Genomic DNA, 23,791 nt, shown 5'->3' on the forward strand with positions numbered 1-23,791 from the left:
CGACCTTCTGCTCCCAAAGCAGACGCGCTAGCCGGGCTGCGCTACGCCCCGAAAGGGATACATACTCTCAATTTACAGGCAATAACGGCAATATTGGAGACTTCATTGAGGGACGCAATGGACGCTTGCCTGTTGCGTTCTACGTCCGCTTCGGTAGTTAAAATTATACACTATCTTTGGGCAGATGTCAAATTAAATATGAAAAATTCTTGTGTTTTTTTCACAGACTGTGCTATACTATTGACCTAATTATAAGGCGAGATTTCCGTGCCTCGTATACCCGTTTCTCTGCTATTCCAAATACTTGTAACGATGCTTCTTACACCACAATTTCTGAAACGACTTGACCCCTTCTACATGCGATCGAAGCATATGTTCCGCGGCAAATTCAGAGGCGAACGGCGAAGCCTCAATCGCGGCACAGGTATGGAATTCGCTGACTATCGTGTTTATGAACCCGGCGATGATCTGCGACATGTCGACTGGAACATTTACGCACGGTTAGACAGACTCTTTATCAAACTCTTCCACACTGACGAAGACTTATCACTTGTGCTACTCATTGACAATAGCCGTTCCATGGAATTTGGATCGCCTACCAAATTGACGTGCGCTAAGCAGATCGCCGCGGCGTTGGGTTATATCGCTTTAGCACACGCTGACAGCGTTGCAGTCTACACTTGTGCTGAACGACTCTCGCCAACGCTGCCACCAACGACAGGCAAATCGCAATTCCCCCGGTTAACGAAAGCACTCAACGCAATGACAGCATCCGGGCAAACGCGGCTAACGGAATGCCTTAAGCAACTTCCTATGTACCAACGACGTGCTGGCGTGGGCGTCATACTTTCAGATTTTTTGGATCCGAACGGCTACGCCGATGGGCTCAAATTACTCTTAGGACGCGGGTTCTCCCTCACAGTTATCCATTTGATAAGCCCAGAAGAGATGGCCCCACAAACACACTTGGAAAACACTCCTACTGGCGCGGATTGGTTGGTGGAAGATGCCGAAACAGGTGAAACGAAAGCCGTCACGATTAATGCAGAAATCCTCGCACAATATCGGGATCAACAGCAGGCATTTTGCAACAATATGCAACGTTTCTGCACCGATCAAAGTATTGGCTACGCGGAATTAAAAAGCGATACACCTGTAGAGCCTTTTATTTTACAGGAGCTGCATAGGATAGGTCTCATTCAGAGGCATCGGTAACCATACGGAGATAGTCTAATGAACAAGCAGATTAAACAAACAGACTTGGAAATGATTCAAGGCGATATCACGAAAGCTCAGGTTGATGCCATCGTGAATGCAGCGAACAGCGAACTCATCGGCGGTGGCGGTGTAGACGGCGCGATACGGCGCGCTGGTGGGAACGCAATTGAGGGGGCATGCGCAGAAATCCGCAGACGTGAAGGCGGTTGTCCTACTGGCAAAGCGGTCATCACCCCAGGCGGTAACCTTCACGCGAAATATGTGATTCACACCGTTGGACCGGTGTGGGAAGGCGGTAATTCAGGTGAAGCAGAACTGCTTGCGAGTTGTTATAAGGAGAGTCTCCGACTCGCTATAAAAAACAACATTCAAAGCATTGCTTTTCCTTCGATTAGCACCGGTATCTATGGATACCCAACGGAGAAAGCGGCAGTCGTTGCACTGACTGCGGTGAAAAAACTTGTGCTCCAGAGTGACACTGTGCCAGCGACGATTCAGTTTATCCTGTTTGATGAGGCAACCCATGCCTGCTATGTGGACGCTTTGCTCACTGTTTTTTAAAAATGAGGTGTGCTAAAAAGCTATCTGTGCTGAAAGGCACCCAAAATTGAACAACCCTAAATTTAGCCGAGTCTCGTTGATTCTCCCCATCTACATTCCAGCGTTTTTGCTGGCGACAGGTGGAGGCATTGTTTCACCAACGCTCTCAATTTACGTTAAATCGTTTGAGTTATCCTATACGTTAACAACAGTTGTCCTTGCTGTCGGTGTACTTGGAAACATCCCGGCGGGTATTTTAGTAGAACGACTCGGACGCAAACCGTCAATGCTGGTCGGCTTAGTGATGATAGGCGTGTCAACTGTCGGTATGGGTGCGGCAACGAATTTTTTCCAACTTATCGGTGCACAGTTGATCGGCGGGGTCGGGAATGCATTGTGGATGCTTGCCCGGCACGCTTATATGACAGACGTAATTCCGATAGCGAATCGCGGGAGAGCGATTGCCCTGTTCGGTGGTGTAAACCGGATGGGGACCTTCGCAGGACAATTCTTTTCTATCTTCCTCGGTGTAAACTTACGCCTGCCCTTCTTTATCTATGCGGGAATTGTGTTGCTGAACCTTTTCCTCTGTTTTTTCTTCATTCCAAAGACACACCGCCGCCGAAGTGAAACAACCGATAAGAAAATTCCCTATCTAAAACACCTTCTCCAGATATCGCGTCAGCATGCACGACTGCTCGCTACAGCAGGAGTCGGGCAGGTATGCGTCCAAACGCTACGCCGTGGGTGTCATATCATCATCCCACTCTATGCCGACGAGGTTGTCGGATTAACAACGCAACAGGTCCGCTCGGTCGTCATGGTATCTTCAGCGGTAGACATGTCAATGTTTCCGCTTGCTGGCTTTATGATGGACCGATTTGGTCGGAGATATGCGACAGTCCCTGGGATTTGCATCTTTGCCACCGGAATGGTATTGATGCCGTTTACAGGTACATTTATGTGGTTGCTGCTTGCAGCGATTTTGATGCGACTCGGTAATGGTATCGCTTCGGGAACAATGATGACCCTTGGTGCTGATTTAGCACCGCAAGAGGGGACTGGCGAGTTCTTAGGTTTGTGGCGGCTCACAGGAGATTTCGGCGGCTCAGCAGGACCCGTTATCGTCGGCAATATTGCCGATTTGTTTGGGTTAAGTTATTCTGGCTTCGCGTTAGGAGGCATCGGTTATCTCGCGGTCGGGATTTTCTTGTGGCTGGTACCGGAGACATTGAAAAAAGAATAAAGTAAATAGGCACGCGTGGATAGCGTGCCTACACAATATTTCATAGATGCCGGGAAAGGGGCTCGAACCCTTACGCGCGTAATGCACACTAGACCCTGAACCTAGCCTGTCTACCAAATTCCAGCATCCCGGCGAGCAATTATAGTATACCCTAATTTTTGTCCGCTGTCAAATTAAAATCCGGAGAAGAGAACGCTGAAAAATCAGATTAAACTTGCAACACACTCAATATGTCTAATGTAATTAATATACCGATCACATTTTTAGTAGTGTCAAACTGTGGTCACGATTTTCCGCACAAGAAAAAAGGAGTGCAAACCTATGAGTGTGAAAATATTGCTCTGCACGATGCTCGTGCTATGCCTCGTAGTCAGTTACAGTCAAGCCGAGATTGATTCGGATAGAATTGTCGGGATCTGGCTATTGGATGAGGGCAAAGGCGATGTCGCTGAAGACGCGTCTGAACACGGACGTAAAGGTACGATTACCAATGGAAAATGGGAGGAAGGCAAGTTTGATGGTGCCCTTGAGATCAAGAAGGGTGGAACCGTTACAATTCCGCTCGGCAAAGGCATTATCGAAGATAAAGTGACTTTCATCTTGTGGCTAAACTTTACCGACATCGGCGGTCAACAGAACTATTTCTCTATATGGGATCAGAGCAACAACCGCTATGTCCCATACAAAAACGGTGGGAATCTCATGCGTAGTTGGACGAACACCTGGGATGTCGCCAGTGGCGTGACCGTCAAGGCGGACACATGGTATCATGTCGCCAATGTCTACGACGGAGAAACCTGCAAAATCTACATTGATGGCGAAGAAAAGGTGTCACAAAAGGTACCGAAGTTCCAACTCCAAGACCAGGATCAGACAGCATGGCTCGCTACCGATAGAGGGACAGGTTTCCTCTCCGCCACTATTATGGACGAGGTGGGTCTCTTCAACGATGCGCTCACTGAAGATGAAGTTCAGGGTATTATGAACGATGGTATCGATTTCACTGCTTTCGCTGTAGAACCGTCGGACAAGCTCTCTGTACTCTGGGGAAAACTGAAGGCAGAATAGCAATGATTTTGCGGTCCCTTCGCTTTGTTTGGGGACCGCTTCACAGCAGGAGGCACCGATGCAATATTTTGCGTATGGCTCGAACATGAACGTTTCTCAAACGCAACAACGGTGCCCCAATATCACTCGTATAGGGAAGTTCCAACTCAAGGGTTTCCGCCTTGTTTTTAACTACCACGCTGATATTATCCCCGCAGAAGGATGTATCGTTCACGGTGGACTCTGGGAAATTACAGGAGACCATGAAGTTGCGCTTGATACGTACGAAGGTTACCCCAATTACTATGGTAAATATTATCAAGACAATGTCATGTTCTACAGGATGAAAGAAGCGTCTGACAATTCGGAACCTCCGTCAAGATGGTATCTCGAAATTATCATTCAGGGATACAAAGATTTTGGGCTAACGCGAGACGACTTTGAAGAGAGCCTCGGTGTCCAACAACTTGGGTTAACGCACACGGACCTTGAAATGATTCTCGGTGTGTCAACGAATGAATTAGAACGTTTATTCTCTCGCGTGGCAACCTCTCCTGTTTACCAGTAACCCCATATCTTAGATTACCCGTTTCACATACACATAATACGCCCCAATTGCCAATTCGCCAGTTTCATCAGCAAACTCAGTGTGCATACGTGTCTGACCGGCGGTGAGGTCGAATGTAAACGTCACGCCTTTTGCATCCGGTGAAATGGCTTGTGTAGCCGTCTGGTTTCCAACGCGAATTTGTGCTGTTGTTAATGCCAACGCCTTTCCACCATTATAGAGATCAATATGCTCACCCGGAATGCCATCCGTTATCGCCCTGTCTTCGGCGTAGGGCCACCGACGCAGCTCAAAACTGTACTGTCCATCTTCCGGCACCTCAATCGCCCAATAACCGTTGCACTCCATGCCGCGACGAATCATCCCCTGATTCCATGCGTGTGATTCTCCGTGCCAATCGTGCGTTGTGATACACGTAACAGGTTCGCTTTGCGTGCCGACGACAATTGGACAATCCTCATCAAACCGCTTTGAAACCAATTTCCACCACGCCTCATAATGTTCACGGAGTTCTGCGACAACCTCTGGATGCGCATCTGCTATATCGTGTTGTTGCCCGGGATCCGCTTGAATATCGTAGAGTTCTTTTCCGTTGATGAGTCGCCACCGTTGCGACATCGTCGCGCTATCTTTCCATTTAATCGGATTTTCGACGCGCTGCGAATCGGTAACGATAACCCGTTCTTCCCACGTCTCCGTCTCATTTCTCAACAACGGGACGATGCTTGTGCCGTGGAAACTCGCATTTGAGGAGACTTCGAGATCACAGAGATCTATCAGCGTTGGGAGCAGATCAATATTTGCGGTGAGTTCGTGCACCTCTTGCTTTTCCGTGAAACCACCACCGGGCCAATGCATGAACAGCGGCACGCGATGCCCACCTTCATAAGGTGATCCTTTTTTGCCACGCATTCCGGCGTTATAGCCGGACTCGACAAACTGCCCCGCACCCAAGTCGCACCCGGCCGCAGAACCGTTATCGGTCATGAAGATAAGGATAGTATTTTCCTCAAGCCCCAAGACCCGGAGGTGATGTCGCATCCGTGCCATGTTGTCGTCTATATTGGTGATCATGCCGTAGAAATTCGCACGATCCCCCGATACACCCTTCCTGCGGTAGACTTCGCTGTAAGCATCAGGAACACGGAACGGACCATGAGGCGCGTTGGTAGAGAGATAACAGAGGAATGGACTGTTCTGACTACCTTCAGCCTGCCGTTCAATAAACGCCATCGCCTCTTGGAACCAGACATCGGTGCAATAGCCATCAAAAGGCTGTTCGGAACCGTTGCGGAAATAGGTGTCGTCAAAATAGTCGTTGCCCCAATAGTCAGGGGTCTGACTGATACCGCCGCCACCGTGGTAGAGTGCTTCGTCGAAACCTCTGTCGTGTGGACGGAACGGATAGTTGTCGCCGAGGTGCCATTTCCCGAACATAGCAGTTTTATAACCGTTGCGCCGGAAGATATCTGCCATCGTGACCTCGTCACTGCGGAGGAGCGAGCGTCCGCCGATAGTATGCCACACACCCGTGGAATTGCAGTAGTGTCCCGTCATAATCCCTGCACGTGTCGGGGAACAGGTGGGACCGACGTGCAGGTTCTGCAGTTGTACACTCTCTGCTGCGAGCGCGTCCAGATTCGGTGTATTGATAACGGGATTTCCGGTGCATCCCAAATCGCCGTACCCTTGATCATCTGTAATGACGAAAACAAGGTTAGGGGTATTCTGTTGTGCCACGATGGTATCTCCTATATGTGATTAAAAGCCACGCCTACCAGTTGTCTGGTGGCGCGCCTAAACGTGTGCAACGTTAACAATGTTATAAGACGGAATTGATAAGGCTTTATGCTAACGCCTTTTTAATTCGATCCAATCCGCGGTTGATCTCTGTCTCCGAAGTAGCAAAAGAGAGTCGCAAATGGTTATCAGCACCGAACCCATTACCCGGCACGACGCCGACGCCCGCCGAATTGAGCAGATAATCGGTAATATCCATTGAACCCTCAATCTTCTGTCCACCAATTGTTCTGCCGTAATGTTCAGAAAAATCGGGGAAGATATAGAACGCGCCTTGCGGTTTGACATAACTGACACCGTTGATCTCGTCAAAACGTTGGCAGATGACATCTCGGCGTTCTTCAAATGCTTTCCGCATCTCTTCAACAGCATCTTGGGGTTCATTGAGCGCGACGACAGCGGCTTTCTGTGCGATGGATGTCGGATTTGAAGTGCTGTGCGATTGGATACGCGACATCGCTGAGATCGCATTTTCGGGACCCGCGGTATATCCAATCCGCCACCCTGTCATTGAGTAGGCTTTAGAGACACCGTTGACAACAAAGGTAATCGCTTTCGTCTCCTCGTTGAACGAGGCGGGACTCTGGTGGGTCGCACCGTCATAAAGCAGTGCCTCATAAATTTCATCAGAGATGAGATAGACCTGATGTTTGACAGCGAGATCGGCGATTGCCTTGAGTGTGTCCAGATCATAGGTAGTGCCAGTCGGGTTACTTGGACTGTTAACGAGGATTGCCTTTGTCTTTGGAGTGATGGCTGCTTCTACTTGATCGGGTGCCATACAGAAATTTTGTGCCGGTGTCGTCTCAATGACGCGAGGCACTGCCCCTGCGAGTTTAATCTGCTCTGGATAGCTCACCCAATACGGTGCGGCGAAGATGACTTCGTCGCCCGGATCGCAGATCGCTTGTAAGATGTTATAGATAGTATGCTTGGCACCACATGAGACGATGACTTGAGAAGTTTCATAACGCAATCCGTTATCCCGTTTGAATTTCTCGGTGATTGCCTCGCGGAGTTCGGGGGTGCCGGGGACGGGGGTGTACTTTGTAAACCCTGCATCAAGTGCGGCGATTGCGGCGGCTTTGATATAATCGGGTGTGTCAAAATCGGGTTCGCCTGCCCCGAATTTGACGACATCTACGCCATCAGCGATCAACGCATTAATCTTCGCGGTGATCGCCAAAGTGGACGATGGCGTTACGTTTTGACTCCGTTGTGATAATGAAATCATTAGTGCTCCTTTGAAAATCGGTTTTTGCGTTTAATTATGACAGCAAGGTGAATTACTTTGATACAACCCTCTTTTTTCCTCTCTCAGGCTTTCGTAAACGGCATCGTGTTTCCTGATCGAAAACCAGACAAAACCTTCCTCGTCTTCAAATGCCACCGCTCTATACCCTCTGGTAACCCTGGCGGACCAATAATTGTATCCCTCAAGTTTCTTGAAATTAAGGGACGGATGGCTGGGGTTTTCCTTGTAATTTTCCAGTTCCATCGTTGCACTCCGTCGAATCTTCAATCTTCACATCACAGCGTCTTATCAAGTTCTTTCAGCAGATTCCGCTGTTTTCGAGATAAAGATTTCGGGATCTCCACGACCAACCGTACCCGCAAATCACCCTTCCGTCCAGAAGCATCCGCCGCGCCTTGACTGCGCAAGCGGAGTTGTTGCCCAGGTTGTGCACCCGCTGGAACCTTCAAGTCCACATCGCCTGTCAGCGTTTGCACCCGAACAGAACCACCTAACGCCGCTGTTGTCATTGAAATCGTCGCGTCTGTTAGTAAATCTGCACCTTCACGAGTCAACGTCGGATGCGATTGTACAGCGACTGTCACTAATAGATCACCAGAAGCCCCTATACCGAGGGCTTCTCCGTGTCCTCGAATGCGTAAGGTTTGCCCGTCCTGAATGCCCGGTGGGATTGTAAGGGTGATACGTTTTCCTTCGACATTGACCTCTTTCTTACTCCCTAACACCGCATCCGCAAAAGGGATGTTAAGATTCATACGGATGTCACGTCCACGGGTGGGGCCCGTCGTGCGCCGTTGTCCGAAGGCATCGCCGAACGCATCATCGAATCTACCGAACCCACCGAAGCCACCGAACCCACGCCCGAAAATATCGTCCAAGTTTATGTGTGAGAAGATGTCGTCCATATTTTGGTAGCCTTCAAACCCCATACCGTGAACACCCGCATGTCCACGCGTATCGTAGATACGCCGTTTTTCGGGGTCTGAGAGTACCGAATACGCATTCGATGCCTCTTTGAATTGCTCTTCTGCCGCTTTGTCGCCGGGATTCTTGTCCGGATGGTACTGGACTGCGAGTTTGCGATAGGCTTTTTTGATTTCTTCAGGGGTGGCACCTCGGTCAACACCGAGGATTTCATAGTAGTCTCTCATATTTTTACTTATGGCGATTTCTACTCGGTTTTTCTCCGTTGTCAAAAAACCGGTTGTTTAGGTTTATATCTTCATCTGAAATGACGTGCAACTTCATCAAGACCCATTACTGTTAACGGGAGAAAACGGTGCGAAAACTACCAGGATTAAGAAAGCATGGCGATGACCGCTGTGACATCTCGTAAAGATTGGTACTGTTTGACAAGTGTCGTTCCGAATTGAAGTGCGGCTCTCTCTACACTTAGTTTTCGAGAGAGATCAACAATGCCTTCAATATCCTTGACATGTGCGGCACCGATAAGGCGACGCAGGACTTCCAATCCTGCAAACCCAACAGCATCTTGGAAAATGTTTTGTAGCGTTTGCGCTTTCAATCCAACATCAATCGTTGTAAATTCAGCCCTATAGGTGTCCCACACTTGCCCAATTGCTGTTTTGAGTGCTGATTGTACACTCAAGGCATCTTGATGTGAAAAATAGGATAAGAAGTAATTTGCCCAATACAATCCGAGGTCAAATCCTACGGGGCCGTAAAAGGCAAATTCGGCATCAATAACTTTAGCTGCATTGTCTTGGACGAGAACGCTACCTGTATGTAGGTCACCATGGGTTACACCTTGCTGTGCCGTTAAGAAAATCCGCTTGAGATGCTCCGCTTGACGCAAAAAACCCGTATCCGCTTTCAACCGTTGCACATCCGGCTCCAACCCAGGTGTCCAAAAGTTCGTCTCATGTTCGGTAAGCGGGAAGGTGAACACATAATCGGCAGTTATCGCCTGCATAGTGGTGTTCGCAAATTGCTGTCTATAGTTCTGGACAGTCGCGTCGCCGATGTTATCAACATAGGTTTGACTATGGACAATCCCCATAAATCGCCCAATCTGTTCAGCGATTGCAGTGTCCACTGTACCAGCGATCAGTGCATCACGTAGCACACGTGCATCTCGGAGGTCCTCCATCGCTATGGCTGCTGCGTCTACATCGAAATCGTACTGCACAGGTACAGTGCCACTCGCCAACCGATTGTAAACGTCAAGGGCGCGAGACTCAAAAGTCAAACGTTCGGTGGACAGCGGATAATCGGGACCTAATATCTTAATGTAGGGCGGTGCATGTTTCAAGACAAGCGAGCGCGCCGGGCTTGCCGCATCTGAGACGCGATAGACGGTGTTGAGATTACCATCGCCAATCTCTTCTATACGGAGCTCTGCTTCTGGTTTAAACATACGGAGCTCTGCATGTCGCTGACGAAGGTAGTCCGGTAGCGTGGCAAGGTTGAGTTCCATATCACTTTTGAAGGCTTATAGCAGATTTTCGGCGATCTGGATAGCGTTCAAGGCAGCACCTTTACGGAGATTATCTGAGACGACCCAGAGGTTCAAACCGTTTTCTATCGAGGCATCGTCACGAATTCTACCTACGTAGACTTCATCTTTACCAGCAACGTCAACAGCAAGCGGATATTGCTGATTGCTCGGATTGTCCATAAGTTTCACACCGGGTGCATCAGCGAGGCACTCTCTGGCTTCGGCCGCTGTGAGCTTTTCATGCGTCTCAATGTTTATTGATTCGGAATGCGCAAAGAAGACCGGAACTCGGACGGTTGTAGCGGATACACCAATCCTATCGTCCTCCAATATCTTCCGAGTCTCGTTGATCATCTTGACCTCTTCTTCATTGTCACCGCTATCTAAAAAGGGCCAATCAAATGCGACATTGAACGCCATCTGGTGTGGAAACTTATCCAAAGTGATGGGTTTGCCTTCAAGGGCTTCAGTTGTTTGTTGTACCAACTCCAAGACGGCGCGCCCACTCTTACCAGAAACGCTCTGATAGGTAGAAACGACTATCCGTTTGATGCCAGCAGTATCGTAAATTGGTTTGAGTGCTACCATCATTTGGATAGTAGAGCAATTGGGGTTTGCAATGAGTCCGTTGTGGGTGTGGGCAGCCGCCATGTTGACTTCCGGGATGATCAATGGGGTGGCTGCGTCCATCCGAAACGCGCTGGTATTGTCAATGACGAGCGCGCCTTTATCTACGGCTGTAGGGATGAATTCGCGGCTGACGGACGCACCTGCTGATGAAAACACCACGTCCACATCTTCAAATGAATCGTGTGTTAATTCCTCAACAACGATGGGGTCATTTTTAAAGGACAGAATCTCACCAGCAGAGCGATGTGATGCCAGAAGTTTCAGGGAAGCGATAGGAAATGATCGTTCTTCAAGAAGTTGCAATATTGTATTGCCAACAGCACCCGTCGCACCAACAACCGCTACATGATAACTCTCACGCATTTCTGATATTTCCTCTATTGTATGATTCAAGCAGAATTTTTCAGTCAAAATTTAATTCTTAATTTTACCACAAATACGACCCTTAAAGCAAATATTTTGGTAAAGACTATATATTTGAACGAAAAATTCGCTGTTTCGAAACAAAAAACTTGACAAATCCTATGATTTATGGTATTAATTTTAAAAGATGGACCTGTTATGTCAAGCGACCTTTGTTAGAGATACCTGTTTTTGGCAAAGTAGTGTAGGCTCCTTTGGAGTGCCTATTCATTAATCATTCCGACTAATTTTTAGTATTAGTCACATTTTTTCTTGACATATCCATATCTGTGTAGTATAATATAATTACTATTAGTTTTTTGTTAAATTCATTTTATGCCTGAGGCGGAAGGCTCGCGATTTCCAGATCGTGTTGGTAAAAGCAGCGTTCACTTATTCAGGCAAAAATTAGAGGAACATTTAACATGGCAAAATTAACGAAGAACGATGTCGTCAGCAGTATCGTTGAACAAACAAGCCTCAGCAAGAAAGATGCGAACGCCGCTGTTGATGCTTTTGCTGCGACTATTTGCGAAGCTTTGAGCAATGGCGATTCCGTCGGCCTGATTGGGTTCGGAACATTTGAAACCAAAAATCGACCCGCCCGCACAGGTCGGAACCCACAGACCGGCGCACCGCTGAGAATCCCGGCGAAAACGGTCCCTGCTTTCAAAGCTGGTAAGAAACTTCGCGACGCCGCCGCCTAAGACTAGCGGTTTTTTCGCTCAGTTTCTTGGAAAAGCCGCCAGGCTGTGCTTCGTTTCTACACCGAGGGATAGCTGCGGCTTTTCCATGTTAAACCCATCAGTAAAAGTCTCTGCAGATCTCTGCCATAGAGACTGCCTTTGCAACGTATTCTAACACGGTGCTATTACCTACAATTACTGGCACCAATTTTTGCTTGTATTATTTGTAGGTACCCTTTCCAACTTTTTGTCCGCATCGCTTCCAGGCACGCTTTGCAAGCGCGTTCGTTAAAAACTGATGTCAGGAGACCCGTCATGTTAATCCGAACGAGAGCCCCTGTCCGCATTGATTTTGCTGGCGGATGGAGCGACGTTGCCCTCTTCACTGAACACTCAAAGGGGCTCGTCGTTAACGGAGCCATTAATCGATACGCCTATGCAACCCTCCGGTGTGAGCGGCAGACAGTACAAGACGACTCTGTTGAACTGCAACGGATTTTGGATAAAAGCATTCGTATCTACTCCGCGGATTTTGACACTTTTATCGAAGCAGATGATGTCCGTCAACTTGAATACGACGGAAACATTGACTTGGTGAAGGCAGCTGTGCGACGAATGTCCATACAGATTGGCGGGTTTGATCTCATCACGCAGTCCACTGCCCCGCCAGGTAGTGGATTAGGCACCTCCGCATCAATGGGTGTAGCACTCGTTGGTGTGCTTGGCGCGCTTAAGGAAGCCACCTATCTCCCATACGAATATGCTGAACTCGCGAGTACTATCGAACGTCATGAACTCGGAATACTCGGCGGAAAACAGGACCATTACGCAAGTGCGCTCGGTGGCATCCATTTTATGGAATTTCAAGATGAAGAGGTAAAGACCTCGCCGTTGAGATTCCCATCCCCTATCCGCTACGAACTTGAAAAAAACCTTGTGCTTTGCTACACCGGGCAATCTCGACTTTCTGGTAATATCCATCAGAACGTGACCGAGGCATATAAAAGTGAAGAACCGAGTGTACGCAACGCACTGGAAGCCATCAAAACCACTGCCGAGGCAACAAAAACGGCACTCATGCGAGGTCGTTTGACGGAATTCGGCGAACTTCTCACCGAAAATTGGAATAACCAGAAAAAGTTGCACCCCTCTGTCACAAATGAACAGATTGAGCATCTCTTTAAAATTGCGATGACGAACGGCGCAACTGGTGGGAAAGCATGCGGGGCTGGCGGCGGCGGATGCCTCCTGTTTTATTGTGAACCTACACGCGAACACCGCGTCCGTCAAAAACTTGAAGACGCAGGGGCGCGAATCATTGATGTCAACTTCGATTTCGACGGACTTCAAATGTGGAAAGTCTCAAACGATTAAACTCAAAAAATATGGAAAATAATACACAAACTGCGCAAACCGCAACTGATATGGAAGCCGCCGAAACACTAAAAACGGCAAGGGATAACATTTTAGCAGAACTCAAAAAACGAATCATCGGTCAGAACGAAGTCATTGAGCAGCTCCTCATGGCACTCTTTTCGCAAGGACATTGCTTACTGGTAGGCGTGCCAGGGTTAGCGAAGACGCTGCTAATTAGCACGTTCGCGCAGATTCTCGAACTCCCTTTCAACCGTATCCAATTTACGCCAGATCTGATGCCCTCCGATATCATCGGCACCGATATTATTGAGGAAGGCGATGCTGGAAAACGTGCTTTCCGTTTTATTAAGGGACCCGTATTTGCGAACATTGTCCTCGCCGATGAGATCAACCGAACACCTCCTAAAACACAAGCCGCGCTTCTACAAGCCATGCAGGAATACAAGGTCACCGCAGGCGGTAGAACATACGCATTGGAACGTCCGTTTTTCGTCTTAGCGACACAGAACCCAATCGAACAGGAAGGTACTTACCCGTTACCGGAAGCACAACTCGACCGGTTTATGTTCCATATCACAATTGATTATCCTGATAAAGATGCCGAGAAAGAGATCGTGATGACGACAACTGCGGCGTATGAGCCGGAGATAAAAGCTATTATCACAGGCGAAGAGGTACTACGAATACAGCAGGTCGTCCGGAAAGTTCCTATTGCGGAAGCGATTGTAGACTATGCCGTAGAATTGAACCGACAGACACGTCCTACAGCAGACGCACTTGATTTTATTCAAGATTGGGTGCAGTGGGGTGCTGGGCCGAGAGCATCACAATATCTTGTTCTCGGTGCAAAGGCGCGTGCAATTCTCCACGGACGTTATCATGTCTCATACGAGGATATCAAAGCGGTCGCTGTACCGGTGCTACGCCACCGAATTTTGACCAATTTCAACGCAGAAGCCGACGGTATCACGAGCCTGGATATTATCAATAGACTGTTGGAAAAGGTTGAACCACCAGCGGTACAATAAGCGGAGGTTTTAGACAGACTTATGCGTACAATTGATACTTTTAGAGTGGATAAGGAAAAGTTCTCTGTGCTATCCTCTTTTGAAGAAGCGGATGCAGATGACAAAGCATATTGGCATTCTAAAACGCCCCAAGAACGTATGGCAGCCCTCGAATTGATGCGGCAGATTAACTATGGCTACGATCCAACTACCGAACGACTTCAAAGAGTTCTTGAAATTGCTGAATTCACACCAAGTTGAGTATCTTCTCATCGGGGGGTACGCCGTTAGTTACCATGGACATCCACGTACAACCGCTGACATGGATATATGGGTTGCAATCCAGAAGGAGAATGCCGAGAAAATGGTTACTGTCTTGAAGGCGTTTGGTTTTGATACGCCGCAATTAACTTCTGACCTCTTTTTGATGGAGAACCAAATTATTCGAATGGGGAGCCCGCCTATGAGAATTGAACTTTTGACAACGATCTCCGGTGTCCATTTTGAAGAATGTTATTCGGAACGGATTATTGGGGTTATTGATAATATTGAGGTTCAAATTATCAATCTTGAACATTTGAAACGCAATAAGCAGGCCAGCGGAAGACAAAAGGATTTAGATGATTTAGAGCATCTTTGAAATCCAAATCTTGAAAGCGAGTTACGAAAGGAGCAAGGCTCGTATTCCCTTGTCTTAATGACTTGGCGTTCACGGCCTATCTTTAATGAAGATTGCAATCATAGGAACAGGATACGTCGGTTTAACCACAGCAGTAGTACTCTCTTATCTCAATCATGATGTCGCTGCAGTGGACAAAGATCAAAACAAATTAACGCTGTTGCACGAAGGGAAAAGCCCAATTCATGAACCCGGCATCCAGAACCTTCTTGAGGGAGTATGGCATACAATCCGTTTTACGCCGAACGTCGCTGAAGTCGTTCCAGAGTCAGAGCTGATTCTGATTGCTGTCGGGACACCACCGAAGAAAAACGGTGAGGCGGATACGCGGCATGTTGAACAAGCCGCGAGAGAAGTCGCGGAAGTCTGCCTCCCCAATAAACACTACACACTTGTCGTCAAATCTACGGTTCCGATCGGCACTAACCAGCGCGTCGTTGAAGTTGTGGAGGACGTGTTTTCTGAACGCGGGATCCGAGGAAATATCTCTGTCGCCTCAAATCCAGAATTCCTACAAGAGGGGTTAGCGTTGCAAGGCGCATTCTATCCAGATCGGATTGTCGTCGGGGCAAATAGTGACGAAGCAGTCGATACGTTGCGTCGTCTCTATCAACCCATCCTTGAACAGACCTTTGACCCGCCAAGCGAGTTTCCACGTCCATCCACTTACCATCTACCACCGATGATGACAACGGATCCGAACAGTGCTGAGATGATTAAATACGCCGCCAACTCCTTTCTCGCGCTTAAAATTAGCTTTATCAATGAAATTGCTGGGCTTTGTGAGGAAGTTGATGCAGACGTGACAGAAGTCGCACGCGGGATCGGGCTTGACGCACGTATCGGACATCAATTTCTCCGTGCGGGTCTCGGTTGGGGCGGCAGCTGCTATCCAAAAGATACTGCCGCACTGTTAGGTGTCGCAGCGCAATCCGGATACACGATGCCAATCACGGAAGCTGCGCGTACCGTTAACTTCCGTCAACGCGACCGTATCGTTGAAAAGTTACAAGGTACACTCGGAACGCTCAAAGGCAAAACCATCGGTATCTTGGGGCTTGCGTTCAAGCCAAACACGGATGACGTTCGCGAAGCACCTGCACTCGACATTATCAGAGAGCTGCTTGCTGAGGGCGCAATTGTTCGCGCACACGATCCAATCGCTATCGCAAATGCTCGCCGTGCTTTAGGTGAAAACGACGAAACAGACAACAATAGACTACTCTTCATTGAAGATATATACGACCTTTCGTACGACACGGACGCACTGGTGCTTGTTACTGAATGGGAACCCTATCACAAACTCGAACTCCGCAGACTCGCCAAGCAGATGAAGACCGCTATTCTTATCGACGGTCGTAACGTGTATTCGCCAGAAGAGGCGAGATCTGCAGGTTTTCACTATATCGGGATCGGCAGAACATAAGGTGCTCCTAAGGCTATAGGTACTATTAATCAGAAAGGGCACAAGATTAAGACTTACACGGTACATCAAAAACGTTAGCCCGTAACGAAGTGGAGGGCGGGTTTAAGGAACGTACTTGATAACTCAGATGCACGTTGTTTAACCGCAAGGAAAAATTAAAAAACAGCCTGAACCTTTTAATCCGAGTTGGGAGCGGTATTGCCCACAAAAGCCATTTCCACCGTATCGCCACATACCCGGTGTCACCCCACATCCGATTCGCGATCCGCTCGGGCACAGTTACGGGATAGAAGAGGAACACGACGCTGAACCGTTGTCGCCAGAACTTTGGAGACAAAACGAAGATTATCTCTACGGTGTGGATCTCTACAATTTTGCTTATTGGTGGGAGGCACATGAAGCGTGGGAAGGGTTGTGGCATCAAGCAGAAGATACATATCGCCTGTTTCTTCAAGGGTTAATTCAAGTATCGGCATCCCTAATCAAATACCACATGCGGATGTTGCGCCCCTTGCGTACGCTTTCTACCGCGGGACGTGATAAATTACGGCAAGTTGTCGCTGAATGTGACGATGCATCGAATTATATGGGACTTAATCTACCGGCATTTTTAGACACCGCCGATGCGTTTTTCACACCTTTCTTCGCCGATACCGTTTCAGAGATTACCTATCGTCAGGAGTCGGTTAAACCGCTGATATTGCTGAAAGATTGACGTATATTTTGAGGAAAGCAATATGCCAACATTCTTGCCTTTTCTCATCTTCAGTTTTGTCTGTGTTTTCATCGTTGTGCTGCTGCTTATTGTGTTTAAAATAGGTGCTTATTTCGGTAGGAGTGATGTTGATGAGTTCCGAGCCGTTCGGTGTCCGCAGTGCCAAACGCGACGCAAACCCGAAAAAACAGGTGCGGTCAGAAACCTCGTTGAGCTTGAGATGCGCTGCCCGCGCTGCGGGTACATCTCATGGGATATACCGCCAAAAACGAACCTATCCACACGTCCCACGGATCGCGATAATATGCCGTAACGATACGGTTAGAAATCAGCGAACGCTCCATCATCTGAATGCCAGAACATCCCACGCAACCGAAAAGTTTCATCGCGCACGGCTTCAATAGCAGCGTCGTCCATATCCACACCGAGTCCAGGGGCTGTTGGTAATTCGATGAACCCGTCTTTGAATACCAGAGGTGTTGAAAATAGCCCTTCTCCACGTCGGTGTCCACCTTCACATATCAGTAAATTCGGCACGGTTGCCATCACGTGAACAGATGCTGCGACCCCGATAGGACCCGCAGCGTTATGTGGCGCGATCGCTATGTTGTGGATTTCCGCCATCGCCGAGATCTTTTTCAGCTCCAGTATCCCACCACAGTGGCGGATGTCGGGTTGTAAAATCGCGCACATCTCACGTTCAATTATCTCTCGGAAACCCCATCGCGTCAAATGACGTTCACCCGTCGCGATCGGTACCGTCGTTGATTTAGATAAAGTCAGCAGGGGTTCGTTGTTTTCTGGATGGCACGGCTCTTCAGCAAATAGGAGTCGAAACGGTTCTAATTCTTTAACAAGAATTATCGCCATTGTCGGGCTTAATCGCCGGTGCAAATCAACGGCAATATCAACTTCATCACCGACTGCTGTGCGCACTGCTGCGACGCGCGCCACCATCGTGTCAATCGCCTTCGGTGTATCCACAAATCGGACAGGCTGCGGTGAGGCTCCCATTTTCACCGCACGGAATCCCGCTGCCACTGCTTTTTTCGCCCGCTCTGCACATTCATCAGGTGTTGTACCACCTATACCCGTATAGACGCGGATCCGCCTCCGCACCGAACCTCCCAGCAACTTCCAGACGGGTAGACCGACGACCTTGCCGAATACGTCCCACATCGCCATCTCAATACCGCTTAAGGCACCGACCAGTACCGGCATGCTCCGACTGTAACTTGACCGATACATCGCCTGCCAGTGGTCTTCTATCTGTAGTGGATCTTTACCGACAAGATATTCCGCCATGTCGTCCACGGCTTGCGCGACGACGCGCCAATGCTCGTAGTTCATCGGTTCGCCGTAACCGATGATCCCTTCATCGGTGAACATTTTCAGAACCATTGCGCGCCCTTGAATCGGTATCGTCTCAAATCCCGTAATTTTCATAGTCTTATATCCTAAACTGGTCGCCACCGGATGATGCAGAAGTGTGAGTTTCCTGTAGCGTTTTCCCATTTACTGACATCACCGTAGCAGGAACCGATAAAAGTTAGTATCTCTTCGTCATCTAAACTGATGTGTCGTGGAAAGCCAGCGACATGTCCGTGACAGAGATAGTAGACTTCATCCGACCAAGTTTTGCCATTGTCGTCGCTGACCATTGCACGGCCACTGCCGAGTTCTCGTGGATAACGGTGATCATAAGCCACAACAACACGGTTGTTAGAAAGCCCAACAGCAGCACCGTGGCATTGTCCATGTACGCTCGTCAATTGGCGTAGATCCGTCCATGTTTCACCGTTGTCTACTGAGTCGGCAAGGAAAACGGTTTTGTTGGTATGGGGTTGATCTGTCGGCCCCGGTTGGTAACGGATAACCGCAAGCAGCCGTCCAGGGAAAAGTTCTGCTATGTTGACTTCATTGCCGTAATCCGACAAGAAGAAGCGATTTGAGAAGGTGTGTCCATCATCCTCTGAAACGAAAACATAGGTCGGATTTGTGCCTTCGTAAAATGGATCATCCCGTCTTTTGATTGGAAGGAGAAGTGTGCCATCGCTGAGTCGGGTCAGGCTTGCACCGGCGACGGTTTTCTGAAATGGTGAGACATCTATTTCACTCGTCTGTTCCCAAGTCTCACCTTCATCATCAGATAGCCAAACACTGGTCGGCTGTTTTTCACCCTGTTGGCTTACATTAATAAGTTGCCCGTGCCGATTGGCTTGCAACAACCATCCACTAAACCCGAACGCGGAAGGATCTCTATTGAGGTGTTCCCAAGTCTTACCACCATCGGTGGACTTGGAAAAGATAGTCTGCTGTACCGCATAGATAATCCCATCAGGGGTCAAAACGAGGTTCAACCCTTGATAATGCGCTTGTGGGTCCAAAGGCATGCGGATTTTCTCCACTGGAACCTTGTTCAGCACGCCATCACGAGCATGTAAGATATAATCACCCGCTTGCATATCGCTCAATTGGATCGGAGTGACGACAACACCACCCATATTTTCGGTTGATAGCATTTGCAAGACTCCCTACAGTAGATTTTTACTTGTCCTAAGCGATGAATTATGGCAAAATATTTGAAATACCCATCCTGCTAATATACACCATAGCACCGGACAATGCAAGCCATATTTGAAGGAAAAGAAATATATGAACATATTTGACGCTACTCAGACACATTACAACGCGGCGGGTGTCCACCCGACGACTGACCCCGATAATCCAAGATCACAATTTGCTGTCGATAGGTACAAAGACCACCTACCTAAACTCATAAAACCCGGCATGCGCGCATTAGACTTGGGCTGCAATACCGGACGGTTTACCTTTGCTATGGAGGACATGGGAGCAATAGCAACAGGTATTGACTTCGCAGAGATTCCACTCCGCCACGCCAAAAAGGTTGCCGAAAAAAGAAAGAGTCGCTGTCAATTCAATATCGGAGATATGGCTGTGTTGCCTTACAAAGAGAACTCTTTCGATCTCGCGTTACTCCCGCAAAATAATGTTTACTTACCATATCAGACGCTGGAGAGCTTAACGGTTCAACTTAAAGAGATTCTATCGGACAATGGCATTTTCGTTGTCATTATGCACGATAGCTTGGTCAAGAGAGCAGGTGAGGGAACCCTGCCAGATCGCTATGATGTCCAGACGGGTTTGATAGATGGAATCAGGGCAATTCCTGACAAGGGTGTGTACGCGAATCCATCGTACTTTTGGACAATTGCCTTTGCCAGGTACATCATTGAGAAACATCTGCTTTTAGAAAAGGTAGAGCAGATAGAAGATAATAGATTTATGTTGGTGTTCCTAAACAAAAAGAGAAACGGAGTTCCATAAATGGTACAACAAGACGCAATAGAACATCTCGAAACATTCGGGTATTGTCTGATTGAGGATGCAATTCCTGCGGGGCAAGCCGATGCGATGGCGGAGAAATACTTCCAACTTCATCAAGACCCAGTGAATCGGCAAACTTTTCAGGATCCGAATGCTGAGTTGTATCAAACCCTTTTCGGTGTGGTCAACCTCGATGAGATGTGTTGGGAATGCATCGCGCATCCACAGGTACTACAGGTCGTCCGTCATTTTCTCGGCGATAGCGCACGGTTAGGTGAGGCGTGTACAAAATGGGTCAAACCAAGAGCACCACAAGGTGGTATCCATTCTGATTCAACGCACGATTTGCCAGCGCGCTTACCTGAAACCCCGTGGATGATTAATACAATCTGGATGATGACGGATTTTACCGTTGAAAACGGTGCGACGCTCGTCGTGCCGTTTAGCCATCGCGCACGCCGGAGACCTTCGGCATCCGATATTGCAGAGGGTCATCCGGTACCTGTCTGCGGACGACGCGGTTCTGTACTCTTATGGCACGGCGGGACATGGCACGGGCAAGGTGCGAACACTACCGATGACCAGCATCGCATGGCGTTGAACATCGCCTATTACCCTGCATGGTGGAACCTCATGCGTGAGGGTGGACACCAGCCTGTTTTTCCGGAAACCTTTGCGCGGATGCCAGAGGACCTGCAAGCACTTGTGAGACATAAGGTCGCAAAACAGCGTGAGGACATCTATGAGTTTTGATCTGACCAAACCCCAGCGTTATTATTGCGCCACAGTCTTGAGAACCGCCTTGGTAGCGTCCGAGATGTTAAGCGTTGTGAACGCCACATCGGACAACGCAACCCAATAGTATGCTTGATGTTCGGTAGGGCTGAGTTTGATTTCTCCCGCCTCGACCTCAACAAGAAAGTTGAAATGTCTCGTTTTTTTGCCGGAACTGGATCTATAATCAAAGGATCCGAGGTATTCAAGGACTGATATTACAATAAGTCCTGTCTCTTCCTGTACTTCCCGGGGGAGTGCGGTGAGTAGTTCTTCTCCTGCCTCTACGGTCCCGCTCGGAATTTCAACGAATCCACCCATGAAGTCAGATAAAACTCGCTCCAAAAGCAGGAACTTGTCATTTTTGTAGATGACCGCGCCCACAACCAATTTTTGCACGCCGTCTTTTTGAGCATCAGCCAACAACTGCTGAATGAGAATGTGGTCAATGTTTGACTGCATATTGTGCTTCACTTCACCCGCTGCCCCGCTTGAAATACCGCGATTACCCGACTAAAGGCATCTACATCGCTCGTTGGATCGCCCTCGAAAGCAACGAGATCAGCGATTTTGCCCGGGGCAATGGTCCCAATGTCGTCTGCCATCCCGATTGCCTCCGCGGAGATACGGGTTGCTGAGATAAGTGCCTCCGCAGGCGTAAATCCAACTTGAACCAGCAGCTGCAAATCATAATCAAGATGACCGAATGCAAGGTTACCAACACCTGAATCGGTACCCGGCACAATCCTATCACGAAGGTCGTAGTCGAGCATACGGCGCATCACATCTAAGCGTACTTCTGCCCGTGCCTCAAGTCGTTGTAATTCGGTTGCTTCATCAGCAGAAATCGCGTTGCTATCACGTTTCGCACGGAGTTCAACAATGCGCGGATAACCCGTCCACGCTTGGAGGGTCGGACTAATCCATATGCCAGACTCCGCCATCATCTCGGCAATTTTAGGGTCAAATCGGAGTTCACCATCTGGGTCGAGAAACTCGGCATGCTCCATCAAATCAATGCCTGCCTCAACCGCACGCACCATAGATTCCTTCGCTCGGCAATGCGCCACCGTGAGCCGATGAAAGTGGTGCGCCTCGTGAACAGCGGCATGCAACTCGGCGACAGAGTAACTGGCGCGTCCGGGAATCGTTCCAGCAGTGCCACCGCCTGATGCCATAATCTTGATATAATCTGCGCCTTCATGAACCAATCGACGGACAGAGCGGCGCATTTCAGCCTCACCGTCTGCTGTCTCGTTGCACATGTGGAAATGTCCGCCTGTGCAAGTAATCGGTCGTCCGCTCACGAAGGCACGCGGACCTGGGATGTAACCGCGCTCAAGTCCTTCTTTGAGCGTAAATCCGACTTTATTTCTCGCGCCATGTTCGCGGATTGTGGTAATCCCCGCTGCGAGATGGCGTTGCAGATTCATCGCACCGGTCAGCACCATCATCTCATCGGTTTCAGAGAACATCTGAACGTAGTTCCGTCCGTCACCTGCGAGGCTCAGGTGTGTATGCCCATCAATGAGACCCGGCGCGAGGCACGCATCGCCGAGATCAACGATTTGTGCATCAGGTGGTGTCTGTTTCGCAATCTCTTCTTGATGTCCGACAGCATCAATTCGTCCGTTGGTTACGAGGATTGCCTGATCGGTTTTAGCGGATGTGCTTATCCCGTCAACGAGTCGAGCCGCATGAATCTGAACAGTTTGGTTTGACATAAATCCGATTCCTTCTAAATTGCCTTGTTGATATCAGACCTTTACGACGAACTCCGTGCATCCGTGTCGGAACCATTCCCGAAGGATTGTGTCTTCGTTGCAAGTCCGTTTTGCCTGTGAACCTGTCGCTTTTAAGAGGTCTATTGTTGCCGATACGATGTCATCTCCGAAGAATCCAGCCTCTTTAATAACGTTGCCGTCTGGATGTATAATCTTCGAGTTCCCGTGTGATGAGCCCGGCGAACGGATGTCATCAGGATTCGCGGGTGTATTCGCCATCACGAGATAAATACCATTTTCTGTCGCACGTGAAATCGGCATGGCTCGGTAAGCGGACAACTTGTATTCCGATAACAACCCTGCTTCACACGAGCAGAAAATGCAGAGTTGCGCCCCCATCGCCGCGGGTAACTTAACCAACTCTGGATAGCGCACATCGTGGCAGATGATAAAGCAACAGTCAACGCCTGCAAGTTGCACAATCGGTAGTTTACCACGGTTATTGGTGCACCACTTCTCCCCGGCGAGGAAAGTCTTACCGTAACGGTATTTCAGGCTCCCTTGCTGGTCAAAAATCGCTAAATCGTTGTGCCAATTCTCGCCATCGTGATGCGCGGAACCGACGACAACAGCCATCGCGTGCCGACGCGCGGCCTCGGCAATTTTTGCCTCAGCCTCTTTAAAAACCTGTGGAGAAACTCGTTCCCAATAGTCTGTCCGACAACAGTAACCGAACAGACACCCTTCAGGAAATACCGCAATCTGGATGCCCATCTCCGCAGATGTTTCGATCTGCTGAAGCACTTTTGCGGTGCTGGCGGAAACGTCTTCACTTGTAAGCAATTGGCATGCAGCGACTTTAATCTGATTATTTGCCATTTCGATGCCTCC

Annotated in this window: 25 protein-coding genes and 1 tRNA gene; 15 read left to right on the top strand and 11 right to left on the bottom strand. The window is 48.8% G+C overall.

Translation table 11 applies throughout. The features are described 5' to 3' along the window. Nucleotides 1–267 precede the first annotated feature (267 nt). The 3 genes from OXH00_19245 to OXH00_19255 are packed head-to-tail and all read left to right on the top strand — an operon-like array spanning nucleotide 268 to nucleotide 3,004. Nucleotides 268–1,215 (top strand): DUF58 domain-containing protein, encoded by a 948-nt coding sequence (locus OXH00_19245; protein ID MCY3743159.1) that lies wholly within the window; start codon nucleotides 268–270, stop codon nucleotides 1,213–1,215. Nucleotides 1,216–1,233: 18 nt separating this feature from the next. Continuing rightward, a complete protein-coding gene (locus OXH00_19250; protein MCY3743160.1) occupies nucleotides 1,234–1,779 on the top strand; it encodes an O-acetyl-ADP-ribose deacetylase in 546 nt (181 codons plus the stop codon). A 46-nt stretch (nucleotides 1,780–1,825) separates the two neighbouring features. Continuing rightward, the gene (locus OXH00_19255; GenBank protein ID MCY3743161.1) at nucleotides 1,826–3,004 is read left to right on the top strand and encodes an MFS transporter; all 1,179 of its coding nucleotides are present in this window, start codon (nucleotides 1,826–1,828) and stop codon (nucleotides 3,002–3,004) included. Between the two features lie 47 nt (nucleotides 3,005–3,051). Here OXH00_19255 and OXH00_19260 read toward each other — a convergent pair. Continuing rightward, nucleotides 3,052–3,137: transfer RNA gene (locus tag OXH00_19260), tRNA-Leu, on the bottom strand. Between the two features lie 188 nt (nucleotides 3,138–3,325). Here OXH00_19260 and OXH00_19265 point away from each other — a divergent pair. Both OXH00_19265 and OXH00_19270 read left to right on the top strand, forming a co-directional pair. Continuing rightward, complete coding sequence (locus tag OXH00_19265; GenBank protein MCY3743162.1) at nucleotides 3,326–4,072, top strand: LamG domain-containing protein; 747 nt, start codon at nucleotides 3,326–3,328, stop codon at nucleotides 4,070–4,072. Between the two features lie 58 nt (nucleotides 4,073–4,130). Further along, nucleotides 4,131–4,619 (top strand): gamma-glutamylcyclotransferase, encoded by a 489-nt coding sequence (locus OXH00_19270; GenBank protein MCY3743163.1) that lies wholly within the window; start codon nucleotides 4,131–4,133, stop codon nucleotides 4,617–4,619. A 9-nt stretch (nucleotides 4,620–4,628) separates the two neighbouring features. On the opposite strand, the gene OXH00_19275 is transcribed toward OXH00_19270, so the two are convergent. The 5 genes from OXH00_19275 to OXH00_19295 form a co-directional block, all read right to left on the bottom strand. Continuing rightward, nucleotides 4,629–6,359 carry an arylsulfatase gene (locus OXH00_19275; protein MCY3743164.1) on the bottom strand — a complete coding sequence of 577 codons (1,731 nt, stop codon included), beginning with the start codon at nucleotides 6,357–6,359 and terminating at the stop codon, nucleotides 4,629–4,631. Nucleotides 6,360–6,465: 106 nt separating this feature from the next. Then, nucleotides 6,466–7,650, bottom strand: a complete 1,185-nt coding sequence (locus tag OXH00_19280) for a pyridoxal phosphate-dependent aminotransferase (GenBank protein MCY3743165.1) — start codon at nucleotides 7,648–7,650, stop codon at nucleotides 6,466–6,468. Nucleotides 7,651–7,949: 299 nt separating this feature from the next. Then, nucleotides 7,950–8,825, bottom strand: coding sequence for a DnaJ domain-containing protein (locus tag OXH00_19285; protein MCY3743166.1), 876 nt, complete (start codon nucleotides 8,823–8,825; stop codon nucleotides 7,950–7,952). 146 nt (nucleotides 8,826–8,971) lie between these two features. Further along, complete coding sequence (mtnK, locus tag OXH00_19290) at nucleotides 8,972–10,111, bottom strand: S-methyl-5-thioribose kinase (protein MCY3743167.1); 1,140 nt, start codon at nucleotides 10,109–10,111, stop codon at nucleotides 8,972–8,974. Between the two features lie 15 nt (nucleotides 10,112–10,126). Beyond that, complete coding sequence (locus tag OXH00_19295) at nucleotides 10,127–11,125, bottom strand: aspartate-semialdehyde dehydrogenase (protein ID MCY3743168.1); 999 nt, start codon at nucleotides 11,123–11,125, stop codon at nucleotides 10,127–10,129. 464 nt (nucleotides 11,126–11,589) lie between these two features. Here OXH00_19295 and OXH00_19300 point away from each other — a divergent pair, with 464 nt between their 5' ends. From OXH00_19300 to OXH00_19335, 8 genes are all read left to right on the top strand, one after another. After that, nucleotides 11,590–11,871 (top strand): HU family DNA-binding protein, encoded by a 282-nt coding sequence (locus tag OXH00_19300; GenBank protein MCY3743169.1) that lies wholly within the window; start codon nucleotides 11,590–11,592, stop codon nucleotides 11,869–11,871. 294 nt (nucleotides 11,872–12,165) lie between these two features. Further along, nucleotides 12,166–13,224, top strand: a complete 1,059-nt coding sequence (locus tag OXH00_19305; protein MCY3743170.1) for a GHMP kinase — start codon at nucleotides 12,166–12,168, stop codon at nucleotides 13,222–13,224. Nucleotides 13,225–13,235: 11 nt separating this feature from the next. Next, on the top strand, nucleotides 13,236–14,255 hold the full coding sequence (locus OXH00_19310; GenBank protein MCY3743171.1) for a MoxR family ATPase: 1,020 nt from the start codon (nucleotides 13,236–13,238) through the stop codon (nucleotides 14,253–14,255). Between the two features lie 21 nt (nucleotides 14,256–14,276). Next, nucleotides 14,277–14,495 (top strand): hypothetical protein, encoded by a 219-nt coding sequence (locus OXH00_19315; protein MCY3743172.1) that lies wholly within the window; start codon nucleotides 14,277–14,279, stop codon nucleotides 14,493–14,495. After that, nucleotides 14,428–14,874 carry a hypothetical protein gene (locus OXH00_19320; protein MCY3743173.1) on the top strand — a complete coding sequence of 149 codons (447 nt, stop codon included), beginning with the start codon at nucleotides 14,428–14,430 and terminating at the stop codon, nucleotides 14,872–14,874. The genes OXH00_19315 and OXH00_19320 overlap by 68 nt, the downstream gene beginning before the upstream one ends. Nucleotides 14,875–14,959: 85 nt before the next feature. Then, nucleotides 14,960–16,339 carry a UDP-glucose/GDP-mannose dehydrogenase family protein gene (locus OXH00_19325; GenBank protein ID MCY3743174.1) on the top strand — a complete coding sequence of 460 codons (1,380 nt, stop codon included), beginning with the start codon at nucleotides 14,960–14,962 and terminating at the stop codon, nucleotides 16,337–16,339. A gap of 313 nt (nucleotides 16,340–16,652) precedes the next feature. Next, nucleotides 16,653–17,054 (top strand): DUF309 domain-containing protein, encoded by a 402-nt coding sequence (locus tag OXH00_19330; protein MCY3743175.1) that lies wholly within the window; start codon nucleotides 16,653–16,655, stop codon nucleotides 17,052–17,054. Nucleotides 17,055–17,076: 22 nt separating this feature from the next. Continuing rightward, entirely contained in the window at nucleotides 17,077–17,367 is a 291-nt protein-coding gene (locus OXH00_19335; protein ID MCY3743176.1) for a hypothetical protein, read from the top strand. Nucleotides 17,368–17,375: 8 nt separating this feature from the next. On the opposite strand, the gene dgoD is transcribed toward OXH00_19335, so the two are convergent. Then, nucleotides 17,376–18,500: a galactonate dehydratase gene (gene dgoD, locus OXH00_19340; GenBank protein ID MCY3743177.1), complete on the bottom strand. Its 1,125-nt coding sequence runs from the start codon at nucleotides 18,498–18,500 to the stop codon at nucleotides 17,376–17,378. A gap of 11 nt (nucleotides 18,501–18,511) precedes the next feature. Next, nucleotides 18,512–19,576, bottom strand: a complete 1,065-nt coding sequence (locus OXH00_19345; protein MCY3743178.1) for a sialidase family protein — start codon at nucleotides 19,574–19,576, stop codon at nucleotides 18,512–18,514. Between the two features lie 133 nt (nucleotides 19,577–19,709). On the opposite strand from OXH00_19345, the gene OXH00_19350 reads away from it, so the two are divergent. Further along, a complete protein-coding gene (locus OXH00_19350) occupies nucleotides 19,710–20,402 on the top strand; it encodes a class I SAM-dependent methyltransferase (GenBank protein MCY3743179.1) in 693 nt (230 codons plus the stop codon). Then, complete coding sequence (locus OXH00_19355; protein MCY3743180.1) at nucleotides 20,403–21,155, top strand: phytanoyl-CoA dioxygenase family protein; 753 nt, start codon at nucleotides 20,403–20,405, stop codon at nucleotides 21,153–21,155. A gap of 21 nt (nucleotides 21,156–21,176) precedes the next feature. On the opposite strand, the gene OXH00_19360 is transcribed toward OXH00_19355, so the two are convergent. Genes OXH00_19360 through OXH00_19370 form a run of 3 tightly spaced genes read right to left on the bottom strand, consistent with a single transcriptional unit; the run spans nucleotide 21,177 to nucleotide 23,779 of the window. After that, the gene (locus OXH00_19360; GenBank protein ID MCY3743181.1) at nucleotides 21,177–21,638 is read right to left on the bottom strand and encodes an NUDIX hydrolase; all 462 of its coding nucleotides are present in this window, start codon (nucleotides 21,636–21,638) and stop codon (nucleotides 21,177–21,179) included. 8 nt (nucleotides 21,639–21,646) lie between these two features. Next, on the bottom strand, nucleotides 21,647–22,900 hold the full coding sequence (locus OXH00_19365; GenBank protein ID MCY3743182.1) for an amidohydrolase family protein: 1,254 nt from the start codon (nucleotides 22,898–22,900) through the stop codon (nucleotides 21,647–21,649). A 33-nt stretch (nucleotides 22,901–22,933) separates the two neighbouring features. Continuing rightward, nucleotides 22,934–23,779, bottom strand: a complete 846-nt coding sequence (locus tag OXH00_19370; protein MCY3743183.1) for a carbon-nitrogen hydrolase family protein — start codon at nucleotides 23,777–23,779, stop codon at nucleotides 22,934–22,936. Between the last annotated feature and the right edge of the window lie 12 nt (nucleotides 23,780–23,791).

It is taken from the genome of Candidatus Poribacteria bacterium (assembly GCA_026706025.1).
Classification (GTDB): Bacteria; Poribacteria; WGA-4E; order WGA-4E; family WGA-3G; genus WGA-3G.